We start from the raw sequence: 19,127 nt of genomic DNA on the forward strand, positions 1-19,127 counted from the left end.
TTTTTTTAACACATTAATTATTATTCTCTCAATTTTTTAAAGAAAGACTGCATCAAAGTTTTTGATGGTTCACTTAAAACACCAGGAGTCACTTTTAATTGATGGTTAAAATTCTCTAAATATCTATTTAAAATTTCATCTAAAGACTCGTATTTTTTATCTCTAACACCATATATCAAACGATCGAACCTGGCTGAAACAATAGCGCCTAAACACATTAAACAAGGCTCAACATTTACATAAATAGAACAACCATCTAATCTCCAAGATCCTAATATACTTGAGGCAATTTTAATAGCGTTAATTTCAGCATGACTTGTAACATCTTGATGGAATTCTTTTAAATTATGACTACGGGCAATGATTTCACCATCTTTGACAATAACACAACCCACAGGTACTTCATCTTTACTTAAGGCCATTTCAGCTTCTAGTAAAGCTTCTTTCATGTAATACTCATCGTTCATCAAGAAAACCAAACCTTTTAGGTTTATTAGGAACTTCATGGCAGTCTCGGCATCTAGCTTCATAAGAATCTTTAGCACCTATTAATATGATTGGATCATCATATTTAGCAGGATTTCCTTCAATAATTCTTTGGGTTCTAGAAGCTGGTGTTTGACATTTGACACATATAGCGGTTAATTTACTAACATATTCAGCTAAAGACAAGAGTTTTGGCATAAAAGAAAAAGGTTCTCCTCTAAAATCTCTATCCAAACCAGATACAATAACTCTTACACCCTTATCAGCTAAATATTCACAAATATCGACTGCTTCTTCATCTAAAAATTGAATTTCATCAATAGCAACCACTTGAGTTTCATTATTAACATAATTTAAAATTTCTCTAGCCTCACTGATATTGATGGATTGAGTTTTATTGTGATCATGAGAAATCACTTGATTTTCACTATAACGATTATCTACTGTTGGTTTAAAGACAACAATATTTTGTTTTGCATATTCTAAACGTTTGATTCTTCTTAATAATTCTTCTGTTTTTCCAGCAAACATTGGACCTGTAATCACTTCAATCCAACCTTCTTTTTGATTCAAATACATTTCATACCTCCACTAAAAATAATTATAACATTGAAAAAAGAAATATTAAATATCCAAATAAAAAAAGCCAAAATGAATTGGCTTTAATTATCAAATTATTCTTGTTCTTCGTCTTCTTGAATACCATATTTTTTGTTGAACTTGTCAATTCTACCAGCAACATTTTTATATTTTTGTTTACCAGTGTAGAATGGATGGCAATTTGAACATGTATCAACTTTAATATCTTTTTGAGTTGAACCTGTTTCAAATGTGTTTCCGCATGTTGAACATGTGACTGTTAACGTATGATATTCAGGATGTATATTGTTTTTCATATTATCCCGTCTCCTTCTGCCATGAAATATAAATTCATAGTAAGTTTTATTTAGCAAAGGTATTATATCAAATGAATTCATAAATTGCAAGAAATAATGTGTGAATTCAAGTAATACTTTTCTAGAGATTTAATATCGACATTATGGACTGATGATTTAAAAGTATAGAAAAAAATGATATAATAAAATCAGTTATTTAATCGGAGGAAAATTATGTCTGATTTTAAAGAAAAAGTCTTAAACTTACATAAAAAAAACACAGGTAAGCTAGAGATATTACCCAATGTAAAATTAACCAGTATTGAAGACTTAAGTATGGCTTATACTCCAGGTGTAGCCATACCTTGTTTAGAAATAAAAAATGATAAGAATAAGGCTTATGATTATACCATGAAAGGCAAGACAGTAGCTATCATCACAAATGGGTCTGCCGTCCTTGGTTTAGGGAATATCGGACCAGTTGCCTCTCTTCCTGTCATGGAAGGAAAATCTGCCTTATTACATGAGTTTTCAGGGGTTCAAGCTTACCCATTGGCTTTAGATAGTCAAGATCCTGAAATCCTTATTCAAACCATAAAATTACTATCCCCTAATTTTTCCGCAATTATGTTAGAAGATATATCAGCCCCTAATTGTGTTACCATTGAAAGAAGACTCCAAGAAGAACTTGATATACCTGTTTTTCATGATGACCAACATGGAACCGCTATTGTTGTTAGTGCAGCCTTAATCAATGCTTTAAAGGTCGTTGGTAAAAATATGGGTGATATTAAAGTCCTTGTATCGGGTTTAGGTGCGGCTGGCTCAGCCATCATTAAATTATTAAATAAATTAGGTGTCAAACATATTTATGGTTATGATTTATTAGGCGTCTTAAATAAAGAAAAATATAATCAATATAATTATGTGATCAAAGAACTGCTCGATCTAAATATTGTTCAATCAAGTCAAGCATCAAGTTTAAAAGACTTAATAAAAAATACAGATGTTTTCATAGGTGTCTCAGCAAAAGATATCCTAAAAGAAGACATGATAGCTTTGATGAACCCCGATCCCATCATTTTCGCTATGGCAAATCCTGACCCAGAAATTCTTCCTGAAGTTGCCATAAAAGCAGGTGCTAAAATCATTGGGACTGGTCGCAGTGATTATCCAAATCAAATCAATAATGTATTGGTTTTTCCTGGCTTAATGAAGGGCGTTTTATCTTCTAAAATTAAGACCATTACCGACCAAGTTAAAATAGTCACAGCCAAAGCCATTGCTTCTATGGTTAAAGAAGATGAATTGAGTGTCCACCATATCCTACCAAATATTTTTGATAAAAATCTTGTTTCAACCATAGAAAAAGCAATTAAAGACCAAATAAAAAAAGGCTAAAAATAAGCCTTTACATTAACTTTTTTAATTCTCTATAGATTTTAGAAACTGGAAAACCAACAATAGCGTAATAATCCCCATTGATTGATTCTATATATTTCGAACCATAACCTTGAATACCATATGCACCGGCTTTATCAAAAGGTTCATGAGTAGAAATATAATCATTTATCTCATCTTCAGTCATGGGATAGAAAGAAACATAAGCAGATGAATAAAAACTTGAAGAATGACCTTTTTTAATCATTGCACAACCTGTAAGAACTCTATGAGTTGAACCTGATAAAGCTCTTAAATATGATTTAGCTTCTTCCTTATCTTTTGGTTTTCCCATGATTTGATCTTTCAATATCACCAAAGTATCAAATCCTAAGACCAAATCATCTTTGTGATTTTTAAAAACATCAGCTGCTTTTTGATAGGCTAAATCCATAACCATTTCCTCATGCGACAAAGACATATCCAAGATTTCTTCAACTTCACTTGGAATGGTTAGTGGTTCAATATGCAATAAACTTATTAATTCTTTCCTTCTTGGAGATTGGCTTGCTAATATAACTCTCATTATGTCACCTCCTAATGATTATACCAAATTTAAAATATTTTATAAAATAAAATTAATACTCATAAATCTCTCACATTCTCTTGTTATTATATATATGCAATTTATTTTTCTCTTTTATTTATATATAATTTATATATTGAGCATAGGAGTGTGAGACTTCTATGCTCTCTATTATAAAAAGGGGTAAATTATGCTTGAACATTTCAACTTAAATCTAATTAACAAAAATGATGTCCTTGTCCTATCAATCAGCGGTGGTGTTGATTCGATGGTTTTACTAGACATTTTTTTGAAATTTAAAGATTCCTATCACTTGTCCTTACATGTAGCACACATTGATCATCAAAAAAGGGAAAGTTCGAGTGAAGATGCCAACTTTGTAAAACAAGTCGCTGAAAAAAACAATTTACCTTTCTATTTATATGAATTAGATAATCATACTAATGATAATTTTCATGATTATGCCCACCAAGAAAGATATGATTTTTTAGTTAGAGTTGCAAGACAATGTAAAGCTAATAAAATTGTGTTGGCTCATCATTTAGATGATTTAGCTGAAACTATTATGATGAGATTGGTTAGGGGTTCTTCCTTTGAAGGTTATCAAGGCATCTTAGAAAAAATATACTATAAGGGTTTTGATATCATAAGACCTTTATTAAATATTGATAAAGATACAATCAGTAAATATCAAGAAAATAATCAAATTCTTTATAGAGAAGATGAATCAAACCTAAAGGATGATTATACAAGAAATCGTTACAGGCATCAACTTATGCCTTTTCTAAAAGAAGAAAACCCTAAATTCTTAGAAAAAATTAAACAGTTTTCTAATTATCAATCGATGTCATATCAACTCATTAATGATTTATCTTCACAATATATAAGGTCTTTAGACTTTAGTAAAGATTTTGTATTGATCGATATCAATGAATTCAATCAATTACATGAAATCATCCAAATAGATTCCATTAAAAAAATCATCAATCACTTAACTGATAATCAATTAGAATTATCCTTTACAAACCTTAAAGATATAATTTATTTGAGTAAACAAGATAAAGCTCATATAAGTTTTGAAATTCCAAATCAAATTTATGTTGATAAATCCTATGATAAAATCTTGTTTAGGACCTATAAAAATCAACTCAATAATTTTAACCTAGAAATCAATGATTTTGGTCAATATAAGATTAATAATGAATATCAAGTCTATATATCAAAAAAACTAGACAAAAATTATGATTATATCTATAAATTATGTTATAATATTCTAGATTTAGTCTTTCCATTAACCATTAGGAATAGACAATCTGGAGACCGATTAGATATTCATGTCGGTACCAAAAAATTAAAGGATTTTTTTATAGATAAAAAAATCCCTTTAGAACTTAGAGATCAACTTCCTTTATTGGTCGATCATAAGAATGAAATATTATTCATACCTGGCTTGTATCAAAAAAATACAGAAGGGTTAGAAAAAATCTATATCCATTTTAAAAAGATAAAGTATTAGGAGGCATATATGGCAGTTGCTAGAAAAAAACCAAGTGGCCCATTAAATAATCGTACCAGTCATTTTATTATGATTGCGATATTGGTCATTATCGTTATTTCAATCATCACTTTCTTTGGTAATTTAAACTCACCTACAGAATTAAGCAATTCAGAATTTGATGATAAATTAAGATCAGGAGAAATTATTAATATTGAAGTCTCACCCTTGGCCGGTGAAACTAATCTAGGTATTCGAGAAGTTACTGGTGATTTAAGAAATGGTGGGGAGTTTGTCACTTTTTTCGCAAATGATGATGAGTTAAATGATGTTAGAACTTTTGCTATAAACAACAATATTCCTTTCAATGTCGTCCCTGGTCCAACCACGAATATCATGAATATTATTTTCCCTATTCTACTTGTTGTAGGTGTAGTAATCATGATCATCGCTATGATGAGGGGCGGGGCCAACGCCAATAGACAAGCCTTTGATTTCGGTAAATCAAAAGCTATTCAATCAAAAGGTGAAAAAACTACTTTTGATGATGTCGCGGGTGCTGATGAAGAAAAAGAAGAGTTAAAAGAAATTATTGATTTCTTAAAAAATCCAAAAAAATATTTAAATTTGGGTGCGAGAATTCCTAAAGGTGTCCTTTTAGTTGGACCTCCAGGAACTGGTAAAACCTTAATTGCTAGAGCAGTCGCAGGTGAAGCAAAAGTACCTTTCTTCTTCGTTTCGGGTTCTGATTTCCTTGAAATGTTTGTTGGGGTCGGAGCTTCTCGTGTAAGAGATATGTTTAAGCAAGCCAAAACCAATTCACCATGTATCTTATTTATTGATGAAATAGATGCTGTTGGTAGACAAAGAGGTACTGGTCTTGGCGGTGGACATGATGAACGTGAACAAACCCTTAACCAACTACTTGTTGAAATGGATGGTTTCGGCCATAATTCAGGTGTTATTGTCATGGCTGCCACAAACCGTGTTGATATCTTAGACCCTGCCTTATTAAGACCTGGTCGTTTCGATAGACAAATTTATGTTGGAAGACCTGACATTAAAGGCCGTGCTGAAATCTTAAAAGTACATTCTAACAATAAGAAAATTAATCCAGCAATTACCTTCAAAGAAATCGCAAGACGTACACCTGGTTTTACAGGTGCCGACTTAGAAAACTTAATGAATGAAGCTGCTTTATTAGCCGCAAGAGAAAATAAACTTCAAATTGAGTTATCTCATATTGATGAAGCTGTTGATAGAGTCATGATGGGACCTGCTAAAAAATCTAGAGTATTTACTAAAAAAGAAAAGGAAATTATCGCCTATCATGAAGCTGGACACGCTGTTATTGGTATCAAACTTGAAGATGCCAACATCGTCCATAAAGTTACCATCATCCCTCGTGGACAAGCGGGTGGATATAATTTAATGTTACCTAAGGAAGAACAAGCATTCTTACAAACAAAGAAAAATCTAACCGAAATGATTGTTGGTTTATTAGGTGGTAGGGTAGCTGAACAGTTGGTTTTCAATGAAATATCAACCGGGGCCCATAATGACTTAGAAAGATCAACTTCTATCGCTAGAAAAATGATTACTGAATACGGTATGAGTGAAAACCTAGGACCTATTACTTATGAAAAAGATTCTGAGAAAGTCTTCCTAGGTCGTGATTATGGAAAATCAAACAACTTCTCTGAAGCAATCGCAACTGAGATTGATAAAGAAGTCAGAGGAATTATCCATGATTGTTATGATCAAGCTAAGAAAATCATCGGCGCTAATATGGATTTATTAAAGAATATTGCTCACTATCTACTTGAAGTTGAAACATTAACTAAAGAAGATATTGAAGAAATCGTTGAAACTGGTCATTTAGAGCGTTGGGACACTATCCTCGAAGACGAATCTAAAGATATTGTTGAAGAAGAACCAAAAGAAGAAAATAAAGAAGAATAATTAAAATGGGGATACATATTGTATCCCCTTGTTTAAAGAAGGTGTTAAAGTGAGACTAGATAAATTTTTAAAAGTATCTCGAATCTTTAAAAGACGTACTATTGCCAAAGAAGTATCTAAAAATGGCCGTGTATTAATTAATGATCGAGTTGCTAAACCTGGAACCGAGTTAAAAGCAGGTGACATTTTAGAAATATCATATGGACAAAAAACCATCAAAGTGAAAGTAATGAAATTGGCTGACCATATGAAAAAAGAAGACGCAGATTCAATGTACGAGTTAATTGAAGAATAATCAATATTTTTGATTATTAGACGATTTTTTCGTATAATAAGAAAGGTGATTTTATGAAAAAAATAATAATTATTTTATTATCCTTAGCATCACTTTTAATACTATCTTCATGTACAAGTGAATCTAACACAGTTTATGTCACTGTCTATCCTTTAAAATTCATGTCAGAAGAATTATTTAAAGATACAGATTATACAGTAGGTATTGTTCCTGGAGTTTCATCTCATGAACATTCTGCTGAATGGTCTCCAAAACAAATTATTGCTATGCAAGATGCTGATTTTTTATTTTATATTGGCGCAAATTATGACCAATATATAACCAAAAAAATAAATGTCTTTAACGATGCTAATGTAAAACTTATAAATATTGAAAATGAGAATGATTATATTGAATATATAGAAGGTGAATATCATCACGAACATGATCATGATCATGATGAAGAAATAACAAGCAAAAATGAAGAACCACAATTGGGTCTTGATCCACATTTTTGGATTTCACCATTAAGAATGCTTAACGTCTTAGATTTATTATATGATAAGTATATCGAAGCTTATCCAAATGATGTTGAAACTTTGACAGATAATTATATGACTCTAAAATCAAGACTTGAAGAATTGCACCTAGATTACCAAGACGTTATATCACAGATGACTAAACCAGTCTTAACTTCAACTAATTTATATGGGTACTTAAGGCAAGATTATGGCTTGGTATTTTTATCAATTTCCAAGGGTTATCATGAAGAACCAGATAATATGGTTTCTGAAGAAACTGGTATTATTATTGAAGAAATAAAGCTCCATCAAATCAATACCATCATTTTTGAAAAAAAGCGCAGTTCTCCTGCTTCTGACCATATTTTCGCTGAAATGGTTAAACTAGAAATTGAACCTATTAAATTAGAATATGATGTGTTACAATTATTATCAAATGAAGACATTTCTCAAAACAAGGATTATATCACTGAAATGAGAGAAAATCTGATAGTCTTTGAAAAAGCTGGAAAATAAGTAGATAAGAGGTAAAATAATGGAAAATAAATTAACAGAACAAGAAATTATAAGAAGAGAAAAAGCCCAACATTTAAAAGAACTAGGCATAGATCCTTTTGGTTCTAGATTTGATAGAACCCATAACACAAAACAAATTGTTGATCAGTTTGATAAATATAACAAAGATGAACTTCATGAAATGGATAACCTTCCACTCATAAAAACTGCTGGACGAGTTATGACACGTCGTGTTAAGGGTAAAGCTGGTTTTGCTCATATCCAAGACCAATGGGGACAAGTTCAAATCTATGTTCGTATTGATGATATTGGTGAAGAAGATTATCAAATATTCACTAAGGGTGATTTGGGTGATATCGTTGGTGTCGAAGGCTATCCTATGAAAACAAGAATGGGTGAACTATCTATTAAAGTACAAAAGTTTACACACCTAACCAAAGCATTAAGACCTTTACCTGAGAAATATCATGGTTTATCAGATAAAGAAGAAATTTATAGACGCCGTTATGTAGATTTAATCACTAATGAAGAATCTAAAAATACTTTTATCAAAAGATCACAAATTATCAAAGAAATGAGAAATTACTTAGATGATTTAGGTTATATAGAAGTTGAAACCCCTGTCTTACATCCAGTCTTAGGTGGAGCGAATGCTAGACCATTCGTCACTCACCACAATACACTTGATATGCCTTTCTATTTAAGAATCGCGACTGAATTACATTTAAAAAGACTTATTGTGGGCGGTTTAGATTGTGTTTACGAAATTGGCCGTTTATTCAGAAACGAAGGCGTGGACAGATTACATAACCCTGAGTTCACAACTATAGAGTTATATCTTTCTTACTCAGACCTACAAGGTATGATGGATTTAAGTGAAGATTTAATTGCACACCTTGCTATGAAAGTAAACGGTTCAACGACGGTTCAATATGATGGAAAAGAAATAGATTTATCAAAGGGTTGGAGAAAAGCCCATATGGTAGATTTAATTAAAGAAAAAACTGGTATTAATTTCTATGAAATTTATGATTATGAAGAAGCTAAAAAATTAGCTAAAGAACATCATTTAGAAGTTGAAGACCACCTATATGGTGTTGGTCATATAGTCAATTTATTCTTTGAAGCTTATTGTGAAGAAGATTTAATTCAACCAACATTCGTTTATGGACATCCAATTGAAATATCTCCATTAACCAAAAAAGACCCAAATGATGAACGCTTTACACAAAGATTTGAATTATTCATCAATGGTCACGAATACGCTAATGCTTACACAGAGTTAAATGATCCTATCGATCAGAAAGAACGCTTTGTAAACCAATTAAAAGAAAAAGATTTAGGGAATGAAGAAGCTAACGAAATGGATACTGACTTTGTAGAAGCTTTAGAATACGGAATGCCTCCTACAGGTGGTATTGGTATTGGTATTGACCGTTTAGTTATGTTACTTACGGGTGCTAAATCAATTAGGGATGTCTTATTATTCCCTCAAATGAAATCTAAAAATTAATAATAATATCTTCATCTTTTAAATCTAATAATTTATTGATATAATGTTTATGCATGAATAGGTCTCCTTTCGGTGTTTGTTGGTAACTACATTATAAAGGATTGTACCTATTCATGCACTTTTATTTTATAAACATCTTTTTTAAACACCCCTAAGAAAATTATAGAACCGAAAATTATAGAACCATAAAAAAAATAACTCTAAAATTTAGAGTTAATTTTTTATTTATTTTTCTGTTTCGTTTTCATCTTCTTGATCAAAAACATCAGCATCTTCTATATCTTGAATTTGATCTAGATTTTCTTCTTGAACAGGTTCTTGTTCATTAAAGTCATCTTCTGTAAAAACATAGTCTTCTATATTGACAGAATTCTTGAACATAGATTGGGCTTCTTTAGCTGTAAAATGACTTTTACCATTTGCTAAAACTTTAGCTAAATGAATATCCATTTCATGAGTATCGCCAATGACTTTATAGTAATGAGCCATACGATAGTGATAGATTAATCGCTGAGAAATATAGCCATTGTGTTGAGACAAATGTGCTTCGATAACATTTTTATATTCTTCAGGATCTTCTTCGATATTTTTAATGGCTGTTAGTAATCTTTCATAAGATGTTGCATAAGCATAAAATTTCTTATGAATTTTTGGTTTTACATTATTGATTCTTTCTAAAGCCAAATCAAAACCTTCTTGATTGCCTAATTCATTGTATGCGTATGCTTGATGAGCAAAGATAAGGACATGGTAAACCGTATTCATTCTTTGTAATTCAATTTGATTGAATGTTTGAATGGCTTTGTCATATTCGCCATTATTATAATAAGCCATGCCTAAATGCAATAGAAAAATGCCTTTCAATGATTTGGTAGGCGCATTTTCAACATGGTTTAACGCCATTTCAATTGCGCTTTCAATATCTAAGTCATAATCCATAAGCATATTAAACTTATTTACAAATTTTTGCATAGGTGATGTCAATTTATATCTAAAATACATGTAACCAACCAAAATAATGGCAAAAGCTAAAAGCCAATCCATATATTCTAAGAAATAATTAGTTACCATTAATGCAAAGGCTAAGACAGCATAAATGATGATGGTTGCGTAAAATTCTTTTTTATTCATTTATATTTCCTTTCCAATCACAATTTCATCTTCTTCTTCATCAAGATCTAAACCCAAGGTTAATGCTATATCAACAAAAATATCAATAATTGAATGAAATTCATATTGTTTTTCTTGAATCACATCTAATAATCTACTATCAATATAGACATTATAATTATCAGGTATATCTTTTTTTTCAGTGATGATTTCTTCTAACTCTTCTAAAAGGTTTTCCATTTCTTCTTCATCAAATTGGATTTTTTGTTCTGCTAGTTCATATCTCAAATCCTCAATAAACAATAAATAATTAATTAGAGTATCATAGTGCATAAAATGATGAAAATCATGGTTAAAAAACTTTTCTAAATATATATTACATGTAAAAAACTGTTGATAGAGATATTCTAATCCAACTTGAATGATTTTATCTATATCATCATCAAGAGAATCTTGATCCTTATACTCTTGAAATAGAAAAAGTAAGACTTCATACACGGGCTTAAATCTTGTGTATAAGATTGAATTGTGAGATTCCAAATGGTCATAAAAGTCTTTATTTTCTAAATACCAACTTTGGTATTCTTTTAAACGTTCATTCATAAAATTATGCTTGATTTACTGAACCAAATAAAATCATTTTTTCTTTAACTGTTTCTTTAATTGCTTCAGTTCCTGGAGCTAATAATTTTCTTGGATCAAATCCCTTGCCAATCAAATCTTTACCTTCTTCAATATATTTTCTTGTGGCTCTAGCAAAAGACCATTGACATTCTGTATTAACGTTAATTTTTGAAACACCCATAGAAATAGCTTTTTTCACCATATCTTCAGGGATACCAGTACCGCCATGTAAAACCAATGGAGTATCACCAGTAATATCATTAACTTGGTTTAAAACATCGAAATCAAGGCCTTTCCAGTTATCTGGATATTTACCATGAATATTTCCAATACCAGCAGCTAAAAAATCTACTCCTAAATCAGCAATCATTTTACATTCTTTAGGATCAGCGACTTCACCTGAACCAACGACTCCATCTTCTTCTCCACCAATAGCACCTACTTCAGCTTCGACTGAAATACCTAATGAATGTGCTAATTCTACTATTTCTTTTGTTTTTTCAATATTTTCTTTAATATCATAATGTGAACCATCAAACATAACTGAAGAATAACCCGCTTTAATTGCTTTTTTAGCGCCTTCATAAGAACCATGATCTAAATGTAAGGCTACTGGTACAGTGATGTTTAACTCTTCAATCATCGCTTTCACCATATCTGCTACAACTTTAAATCCAGCCATATATTTATTAGCACCTTCAGATACACCTAAAATAACTGGTGATTTATTTTCTTCAGCTGTTAATAAAACTGCCTTTGTCCATTCTAAATTATTAATGTTAAAATGCCCGATAGCATATCCGTTTTTATATGCTTTATCTAACATTTCTTTTGCTGATACTAAACCCATAATATAATCCTCCTTAGATTTTCTATAACACTATAATTATACCTTTAAAGCGTGTTTTTGTAAAGTTATTCACCATATTATCACAAAAGAGAAAAGAGATGTCCGAAGACATCTCTTATAGGTTTTTAGCTACCAGATACTGGCATTGATTTCACTTTAATTGAAGGTGTAGTAACACCATAATAACTCATTTTTGAATCATTCCCAACCATAGTGATATCTTTTAACATATCTATAAAGTTTCCAGCTACTGTAATCAAAGCAACTGGTCTTTCTTTCTTACCGTTTTTAACATAATATCCCATCGCTTGAAGTGAAAAATCACCACTGACAGCATTAGCTCCTGCATGAGCACCTTGTACATCTGTTATATAAATGCCTTCTTTCATTGATGATATCATTTCATCAATGGTAGAATTACCAGATTCCATTTTTAAATTCACTGCAGAAACCGAACCACCAAAACCATTACCAGTTGATTTTACATTATCTTTTTTAGCGGTGACTAAGTTGTGCAAATAAGTGTTTAAAACACCTTCTTTAATTAATGCTTTATATGAAGTTGCGACACCTTCATCATCAAAAGATCTTGAACGAGAAGACTTCTTCATAAATGGATCATCAACAATAGTAACTAATTCAGAACCAATTTTTTCATTTAATTTATCTTTTAACAAAGACATATTCTTTTGAACAGCATCTGCAGAAAAGACATTTTGAAAAGCTGAGAATAAAGTCGCCAAGGCAGAATTTGAGAAAACAATTTCGTATTGATCTGAAGGCACAGGTTTAGCTCCTAAAGCAGCTAGTGCATCATCAGCGATTTCTTTTGCAATTTTTTTAATATCAAAATCATTAAAATCATTTGAAATCAATACATCAAACCCAACTCTTTGATCAGTGTCATCTTTAACAATAACAGAACCGCCCATATATGCAGAATTAGCCATATTTTCTAAATCTAAGCCTTTTGAGTTCTTTAATACTACTTTATTAGATGATTCAGAATACATGGTTTCAACAACAGACATTCTTTCATCGTATTCATGTAAGAATTTATCCATGTCTTTTAATGTTTTAATTTTTGTTTGGACATCTAGTTTAGCAAGTTCTTCATTATATATATCATCTAACTTACGATATTCCTTATCACCCTCATAAATAATAGCATCATCTAAGGAGTCAATTTCTTTAGCACTAGCGATGATTGTATCTATCACTTCATCAATGATTTCATCTTCTAATACTTCAGTCACATAAGTACCCATTTTATTATTATAGATACCTCTAATAATCATTGAAGATGTATCTGCAATAACATATGAATCAACTTCATCCTCAAAAATTTCAATACTTAAATTACTTTTATCAGATAAATAAACTTGAATATCTGTTAATCCTTTTTCAGAAGCTCTTTTAAATAGTTTATCAATATTCATCTTAGTTAGCTCCTTTCTTTTTACCACCAACAGTCATTGCTTGTACTCTAATTGATGGTTGTCCGACGTCTGCAGGTATTGAACCTGATGCAGATCCACACATACCTCTTTGTCTTTCTAAGTTATTGGCTATCATATCGATTTTATGTAAAACATCTGCCCCGTTACCAACCAAGGCAGCACCTTTAACTGGTTCAGCAATTTTACCTTCTCTTATCATGTATCCTTCCATAACAGAGAAATTAAAGTCCCCATTACCAGGATTTACAGAACCACCACCAAGTTTTTTAGCAAATAATCCATACTCAGTGTTTTTAATGATTTCTTCTAAAGTAGAATCACCATTATCAATAAATGTATTAGACATTCTTGAAGTAGGGCTAAATTTATAATTTTGTCTTCTTGATGATCCAGTTGGTTCTTCATTCATTCTTCTTGCATTAATTTTATCAATCATGTAAGAATTTAAAATACCGTTTTTGATTAATATACGACGTTGTTGAGGATATCCCTCATCATCGTAATTCGCTGAACCCCAGGCATTTTCAATGGTTCCATCATCTATAGCTGTAACGATATCTGAAGCAATTTTTGTGCCTTTTTTACCAGAAAAAACAGAAGCGTTTTTAGCTACAGAAGTTGCTTCTAAAGAGTGACCACAAGCTTCATGGAAAATAACACCACCAAAAGCATTATTAATAATAACCGGCATAACTCCACTAGGGCAATCATCAGCATACAACATAGTTTTTGCAACTTTAGCAGCTTCTTCAGCGTATTTTTCGATATCCATTTCATCGAAGAATTCATAGCCTTTACCTGATCCATCACCAGCACTACCCGTTTGCATCATACCCTTATCTGCCGCAATAGCAGATGTCATTAATCTAACTCTAACTCTTGTTTCAGTAACAAAACGTCCTTCTGAGTTAGCGATCAATACAACTTGTTCGTCATCCATTAAGTAAACCATAACTTGTTTGATAACTTCATCGTATTCAGAAGCTGCTTTATAAGATCTCTTTAAAAGTTTTACTTTATCTTTTAAATCAACTTCACTTGGTTTAATTTTGACTTGATGTTTTTGGCCTACTTCTAAATCCATTAAAGGCGTTCTTTTTGTTAAGTGCTCATCTTTAAATGATTTAGATAAGTCTTTAGCTAATTGAATCAATTCTTCTGGATTTTTAGAATTAGTGTATGCATAAACACTTTGGGTTTTTTTAGCAACTCTAATACCTACACCAAACGATTTTGAGTTATTAGACTTTTCAAGTCTTCCTGATACTGATTGTAAAACAGATGCGTTTCTTTTCTCGATAAAAACTTCAGAAAAATCTGCGCCTGTCTCTAATCCAGCATCAAGGATTTGTTCAATTAATTTCTTTTCTAACAACATATATTTCCTCCTTTTATGCTCTCAAAGATTATTTTATCATATTGAATCTATTTTGAAAAGGTTGACATGTCAACTAATTATATATTTTTGAATATTTTTCTTTTAGATATTGAATGTAATACTTAGGATCAAATGCTTCCTTAGTGACTAATAACATCAATTCTTTAGGGCTTTTAGACGAACCAAATTGGTGTAATTTTTCTTTTAACCAATTATTAATAGCTTTGATATTTCTTTCTTTAATCATTTTTTCAACATCAATTTCTTTTTTCATCGCATAATATATTTGAGCAGCATAAGCACTTCCTAAAGCATAAGTAGGAAAATAACCAAACATACCATCTGACCAATGAACATCTTGTAAAACACCTTCAGAATCATTTTTTGGCCTTACTCCTAAATATTTTTCTATGAGATTGTTCCAAACACTCGGTAAATCATCAACACTTATCTCCTGATTAAACAACATTCTTTCAATATCATACCTTAACATAATATGCATAGGATAAGTCAACTCATCAGCTTCAATTCTAATTAATGATGCTTCAACATGATTTGATGCTTTAAACATGTCTTCTGCTTGATAAGTCTTAGATTGTTCTGGAAATAACTCTTTAAATTTATTAAAATGTGTTTGCCAAAACGCTAAAGATCTACCAATGTTATTCTCATAAAATCTAGATTGAGATTCATGGATACCCATCGAAGTTCCGCCACTTAATAAAGTATCATCAAATTCAGTTGAAATTTGTTGTTCATAGGTCGCGTGTCCCAACTCATGAATGGTTGAATATATACTAGAAAATATATAGTCTTCTAAATATTTCGTGGTTAATCTAACATCTTCTGGAGATGTATTCCAAGTAAAAGGATGAACTGATTCTTTTATTAAACCGCTCTTTCTATTAAAGGCAAATTCATCCAATAAATATTGAGAAAATTCCTTTTGCTTTTCTATTGAGTAATGGTTATTTCTTAACTCTTTATATTGATGATTTGATTTTTTTAATACATCCTTTACAAAAGGAACTAAATCCTTTTTTAAAGCATCAAAAAACTCATCATATTCTTTAGTTGTCATACCTTCTTCATAGTCATCTAGCATAGTATCATATGGATTTGTATCCTTATCATAATATAAAGCAAATTTTCTATTATAATCAATTATTTTTTTTAAATTCCCTTTAAAAGAACCATAATCACTATTCTTTTTAGCGTCTTCCCAAATGATTTGTGAGTCATTGATTAATTTACGATATTCTATAAATTCGTCTTCGGGAATATTAACGATTTTATCTAAATCCTTTTTAGCTTTTTTAATCTCTCTTACAAACAAATCATCATAGTCATCCATGTGATTGTAAAGTTCATGAATCATATTTGAATATTCTTTTGATGTTTGGATTAAAAAAATTTCTTTACTTAAATAAGCTGTCATTTCCGATCTTCTTTTAAAAGAATTCCTTGGGGCTTCTGTATTAGAATCCCATCCAATAAGTGTTAAAGCATATTGATAAGCCTTTACTTTTTTTAGATTTTCTCTAAATTTTTCTTGTAGTGTCATTGTCCGCTCCTTTAATATGTTTTTCTTAATATCATTATACATTATAATGCCTATATTTAAAATAAAATAGGAACTTTCAATTGAAAGTTCCTATCACCATTATTAATCTTCGTACATCTCTTCGTAATCATCCATATATTGATTGTATTCATCATCGTCAAAGTCTTCGTCTTCATCAACTTCATCGAAAACTTCAAACTCTTCATCTTCAAATTCATCTTCGTCATCAAAGTCTTCGTCTTGGAATTCGTTATAAAGTTCTTCTTCCTCTTCAGTTAATTCATCATCAAATTCATCAAGAAGTTCATCTTCATCATCTTCAACATCAGATTCGTCATAATCTTTTTCGTATTCGCTATCATCTTCATCTTCGTCTTCATCTTCAAGTAACTCATCTTCGTAAAGAGATAACTCTTCTTCGTAATCTGGATATTCATCATAATAGGCACCATCTTTATCCCAAAGATCAATGGCTTGTCTTCCTTTAATGTCCCAGGCATCATCACCAACATAGATAAATTTACCAGAGCTTACAAAATCAGCATAAACTTGAGAAATGAATTCTTTTCTTTCGTCGTCTGATAAATCTTTAATTTCAGCGATCGCTGAAAATAAATCAACAAAAGACATTGACTTTTCATTTTCCTTTAAAATTATATATGCTAATTCCATCATTGACATGTTTTTCTTGTCTGCCATTATTACCATCCATTTCTTTCTTTATATGCTAAAAATATATATTTATCTTAATGCTTTACATATTATATAGCAAAGTTTAAAATTTTACAAGTGAAAATGTTTATTCTTCTATGAGTTTACTTTTATGATAAGCAAAGCTCTCATTAATCGTGTTTAATGCAATATTTTCAAGGTGATCAGCGATTCTTTCTAAGTTAGATAAAATATCCACATAGTATCCAGATGAATTGTTTTTAATACTAGGATCATTAATCCTATTGATATGACTTACACGGTAAGATTTAACCAATTTATCAATGTCTTTTTCTCTTTGGATTACTTTTCCAGCTGAAATTTTATCTTCTTCGAAATAAGCTTTAAAGGATTCTATAAAAGATTGTCTTATTAGAGAGAATAAGTTATTAAGTTCCTTACATTCAAAGTCATCAAAAACAAGTTTTCTTTCTTTTCTTTCATAGAATAGTTCAAATAGATTATCTAAATGATCACCTATTCGTTCATAATCACTGATTGTATCAATGTTTTTAGCAACTTTTTGCATTTGTTTTTGACTTAAATCATTGGATCCAATTTCCACCAAATAATTATGAATTTTATCTTCCATAGAATCTAACAATTGTTCACATTGTAATCCGATCTCATGACTCTTTTCGTCATTTTCCATAGAATAACTAAATACAAATTCAAACATTCCAGAGGCACAATTTGCCATATTTTTAATGGCAGCGTTTGAATTTTCAATAGCTAAATCAGGTGATTCTTTCAATAAGAGTTTATCCAATGGAACTTCTTCCATATTTAATTCACTCTTTGTAGGGATAAGTTTTGTTACTACCCAAACAATTTGTTTAATAAAGAAATATAAAACAAATATAGTCATTAAATTAAACAAAACATGGGAAATTGATATGGTAAACTTATTGGTAATATAATCAGCGCCAATCAAATGAGTGGCTATCCAAGCCACTAACTTAGAATAAAGTCTTATCAATATTAAAAACACTATTGTCCCAAACATATTAAAGAGAACATGGACTAAAGCAGTTCTTTTAGCAGAACTTGAACCACCAATTGAAGCAAAAATACTTGTGATGGTTGTTCCAATATTATCACCTAAAACAATCGCAATCGCACCAACTAAAGGTACCGCACCTGTAGAGAATAATTGTTGTAAAATACCAATCGTTGCAGAAGATGATTGAATTACAGCTGTAGTAATAACACCAACAAAGACGCCAATGATTGGTCTATCCTCAACACTAAGCAATACTTGTCTAAAAGCAGGTAACTCAACCAAGGTTTTTAAGGCCCCGCCCATGATTTCTAGACCATAAAATAAAAGTCCAAAACCAAGAATAACCCGACCAAGTGTTTGAATTTTTCTCTTTTTTAAGAAGAAAATCATAAAGGCACCCACAAAGATAATCGGGTAAACAAAACGATCAATATCTAAAGATATGATAATCGAGGTAAATGTTGTCCCTAAGTTCGCTCCAAATATAACCCCAACTGCTTGTGGTAAGGTCATTAATCCCGCCCTAACTAAACCTACCACCAAAGCACTAGTTGCTGATGAAGATTGAATTAATGCGGTGAGTAAAACACCAACAAATATACCCTTTAAAGGTGTGTTTGTTGTTTTTTCTAAAAATAGTCTTAGTTTATTTCCTGCCAGTTTCTTTAATGAGTCACTCATTAAGCTCATTCCGTATAGGAAAATACCAAGACCTCCTATCACTGCAAATGAGATTTCTACCCAGTCTATAGACAAAAATAAAATCGACATAATTTCCCCTTTTTGTTTAGAAAATTTCAATCGATTTTATTATAACAA

18 protein-coding genes are annotated in these 19,127 nt (G+C 30.9%); 6 read left to right on the plus strand and 12 right to left on the minus strand.

Annotated elements, in window-relative coordinates; genetic code table 11:
* Positions 1-20: 20 nt before the first annotated feature.
* The 3 genes from HF295_RS05835 to rpmE form a co-directional block, all read right to left on the minus strand.
* Positions 21-506: a nucleoside deaminase gene (locus HF295_RS05835; protein WP_312031233.1), complete on the minus strand. Its 486-nt coding sequence runs from the start codon at positions 504-506 to the stop codon at positions 21-23.
* Positions 457-1,065: a thymidine kinase gene (locus HF295_RS05840; protein WP_312031234.1), complete on the minus strand. Its 609-nt coding sequence runs from the start codon at positions 1,063-1,065 to the stop codon at positions 457-459. The genes HF295_RS05835 and HF295_RS05840 overlap by 50 nt, the downstream gene beginning before the upstream one ends.
* A 95-nt stretch (positions 1,066-1,160) precedes the next feature.
* Positions 1,161-1,382 (minus strand): 50S ribosomal protein L31, encoded by a 222-nt coding sequence (gene rpmE / locus HF295_RS05845; RefSeq protein WP_312031235.1) that lies wholly within the window; start codon positions 1,380-1,382, stop codon positions 1,161-1,163.
* Positions 1,383-1,595: 213 nt separating this feature from the next.
* Here rpmE and HF295_RS05850 point away from each other — a divergent pair, with 213 nt between their 5' ends.
* A complete protein-coding gene (locus HF295_RS05850) occupies positions 1,596-2,762 on the plus strand; it encodes an NAD(P)-dependent malic enzyme (RefSeq protein WP_312031236.1) in 1,167 nt (388 codons plus the stop codon).
* 10 nt (positions 2,763-2,772) lie between these two features.
* On the opposite strand, the gene HF295_RS05855 is transcribed toward HF295_RS05850, so the two are convergent.
* Positions 2,773-3,327 (minus strand): Maf family protein, encoded by a 555-nt coding sequence (locus HF295_RS05855; protein ID WP_312031237.1) that lies wholly within the window; start codon positions 3,325-3,327, stop codon positions 2,773-2,775.
* A 190-nt stretch (positions 3,328-3,517) separates the two neighbouring features.
* Between HF295_RS05855 and tilS the strand changes: the two genes are divergently transcribed.
* From tilS to lysS, 5 genes are read left to right on the plus strand one after another with little or no spacing between them, the layout of a single operon-like run.
* On the plus strand, positions 3,518-4,843 hold the full coding sequence (gene tilS, locus HF295_RS05860) for a tRNA lysidine(34) synthetase TilS (protein ID WP_312031238.1): 1,326 nt from the start codon (positions 3,518-3,520) through the stop codon (positions 4,841-4,843).
* Between the two features lie 9 nt (positions 4,844-4,852).
* Complete coding sequence (gene ftsH, locus HF295_RS05865; RefSeq protein WP_312031239.1) at positions 4,853-6,784, plus strand: ATP-dependent zinc metalloprotease FtsH; 1,932 nt, start codon at positions 4,853-4,855, stop codon at positions 6,782-6,784.
* Between the two features lie 49 nt (positions 6,785-6,833).
* Positions 6,834-7,079, plus strand: coding sequence for an RNA-binding S4 domain-containing protein (locus HF295_RS05870; RefSeq protein WP_312031240.1), 246 nt, complete (start codon positions 6,834-6,836; stop codon positions 7,077-7,079).
* 53 nt (positions 7,080-7,132) lie between these two features.
* Entirely contained in the window at positions 7,133-8,095 is a 963-nt protein-coding gene (locus HF295_RS05875) for a metal ABC transporter substrate-binding protein (protein WP_312031241.1), read from the plus strand.
* A 16-nt stretch (positions 8,096-8,111) separates the two neighbouring features.
* Positions 8,112-9,608: a lysine--tRNA ligase gene (gene lysS / locus HF295_RS05880; protein WP_376739688.1), complete on the plus strand. Its 1,497-nt coding sequence runs from the start codon at positions 8,112-8,114 to the stop codon at positions 9,606-9,608.
* A gap of 225 nt (positions 9,609-9,833) precedes the next feature.
* Here lysS and HF295_RS05885 read toward each other — a convergent pair whose 3' ends face one another.
* From HF295_RS05885 to HF295_RS05920, 8 genes are all read right to left on the minus strand, one after another.
* Positions 9,834-10,739, minus strand: a complete 906-nt coding sequence (locus tag HF295_RS05885) for a tetratricopeptide repeat protein (RefSeq protein WP_312031243.1) — start codon at positions 10,737-10,739, stop codon at positions 9,834-9,836.
* Positions 10,740-11,321 carry a hypothetical protein gene (locus tag HF295_RS05890; RefSeq protein ID WP_312031244.1) on the minus strand — a complete coding sequence of 194 codons (582 nt, stop codon included), beginning with the start codon at positions 11,319-11,321 and terminating at the stop codon, positions 10,740-10,742.
* Positions 11,322-11,325: 4 nt separating this feature from the next.
* Positions 11,326-12,192, minus strand: coding sequence for a class II fructose-1,6-bisphosphate aldolase (fba, locus tag HF295_RS05895; protein WP_312031245.1), 867 nt, complete (start codon positions 12,190-12,192; stop codon positions 11,326-11,328).
* 125 nt (positions 12,193-12,317) lie between these two features.
* On the minus strand, positions 12,318-13,631 hold the full coding sequence (locus HF295_RS05900) for a TldD/PmbA family protein (RefSeq protein ID WP_312031246.1): 1,314 nt from the start codon (positions 13,629-13,631) through the stop codon (positions 12,318-12,320).
* 1 nt (position 13,632) lies between these two features.
* Positions 13,633-15,030 (minus strand): TldD/PmbA family protein, encoded by a 1,398-nt coding sequence (locus HF295_RS05905; RefSeq protein WP_312031247.1) that lies wholly within the window; start codon positions 15,028-15,030, stop codon positions 13,633-13,635.
* Positions 15,031-15,103: 73 nt separating this feature from the next.
* On the minus strand, positions 15,104-16,594 hold the full coding sequence (locus tag HF295_RS05910) for a carboxypeptidase M32 (RefSeq protein ID WP_312031248.1): 1,491 nt from the start codon (positions 16,592-16,594) through the stop codon (positions 15,104-15,106).
* A gap of 102 nt (positions 16,595-16,696) precedes the next feature.
* Positions 16,697-17,293 carry a DNA-directed RNA polymerase subunit delta gene (gene rpoE / locus HF295_RS05915; RefSeq protein ID WP_312031249.1) on the minus strand — a complete coding sequence of 199 codons (597 nt, stop codon included), beginning with the start codon at positions 17,291-17,293 and terminating at the stop codon, positions 16,697-16,699.
* A 100-nt stretch (positions 17,294-17,393) separates the two neighbouring features.
* Positions 17,394-19,079 (minus strand): Na/Pi cotransporter family protein, encoded by a 1,686-nt coding sequence (locus HF295_RS05920; RefSeq protein WP_312031250.1) that lies wholly within the window; start codon positions 19,077-19,079, stop codon positions 17,394-17,396.
* Between the last annotated feature and the right edge of the window lie 48 nt (positions 19,080-19,127).

The organism is Hujiaoplasma nucleasis, from assembly GCF_013745115.1.
GTDB classification, from domain to species: domain Bacteria; phylum Bacillota_I; class Bacilli_A; order Izemoplasmatales; family Hujiaoplasmataceae; genus Hujiaoplasma; species Hujiaoplasma nucleasis.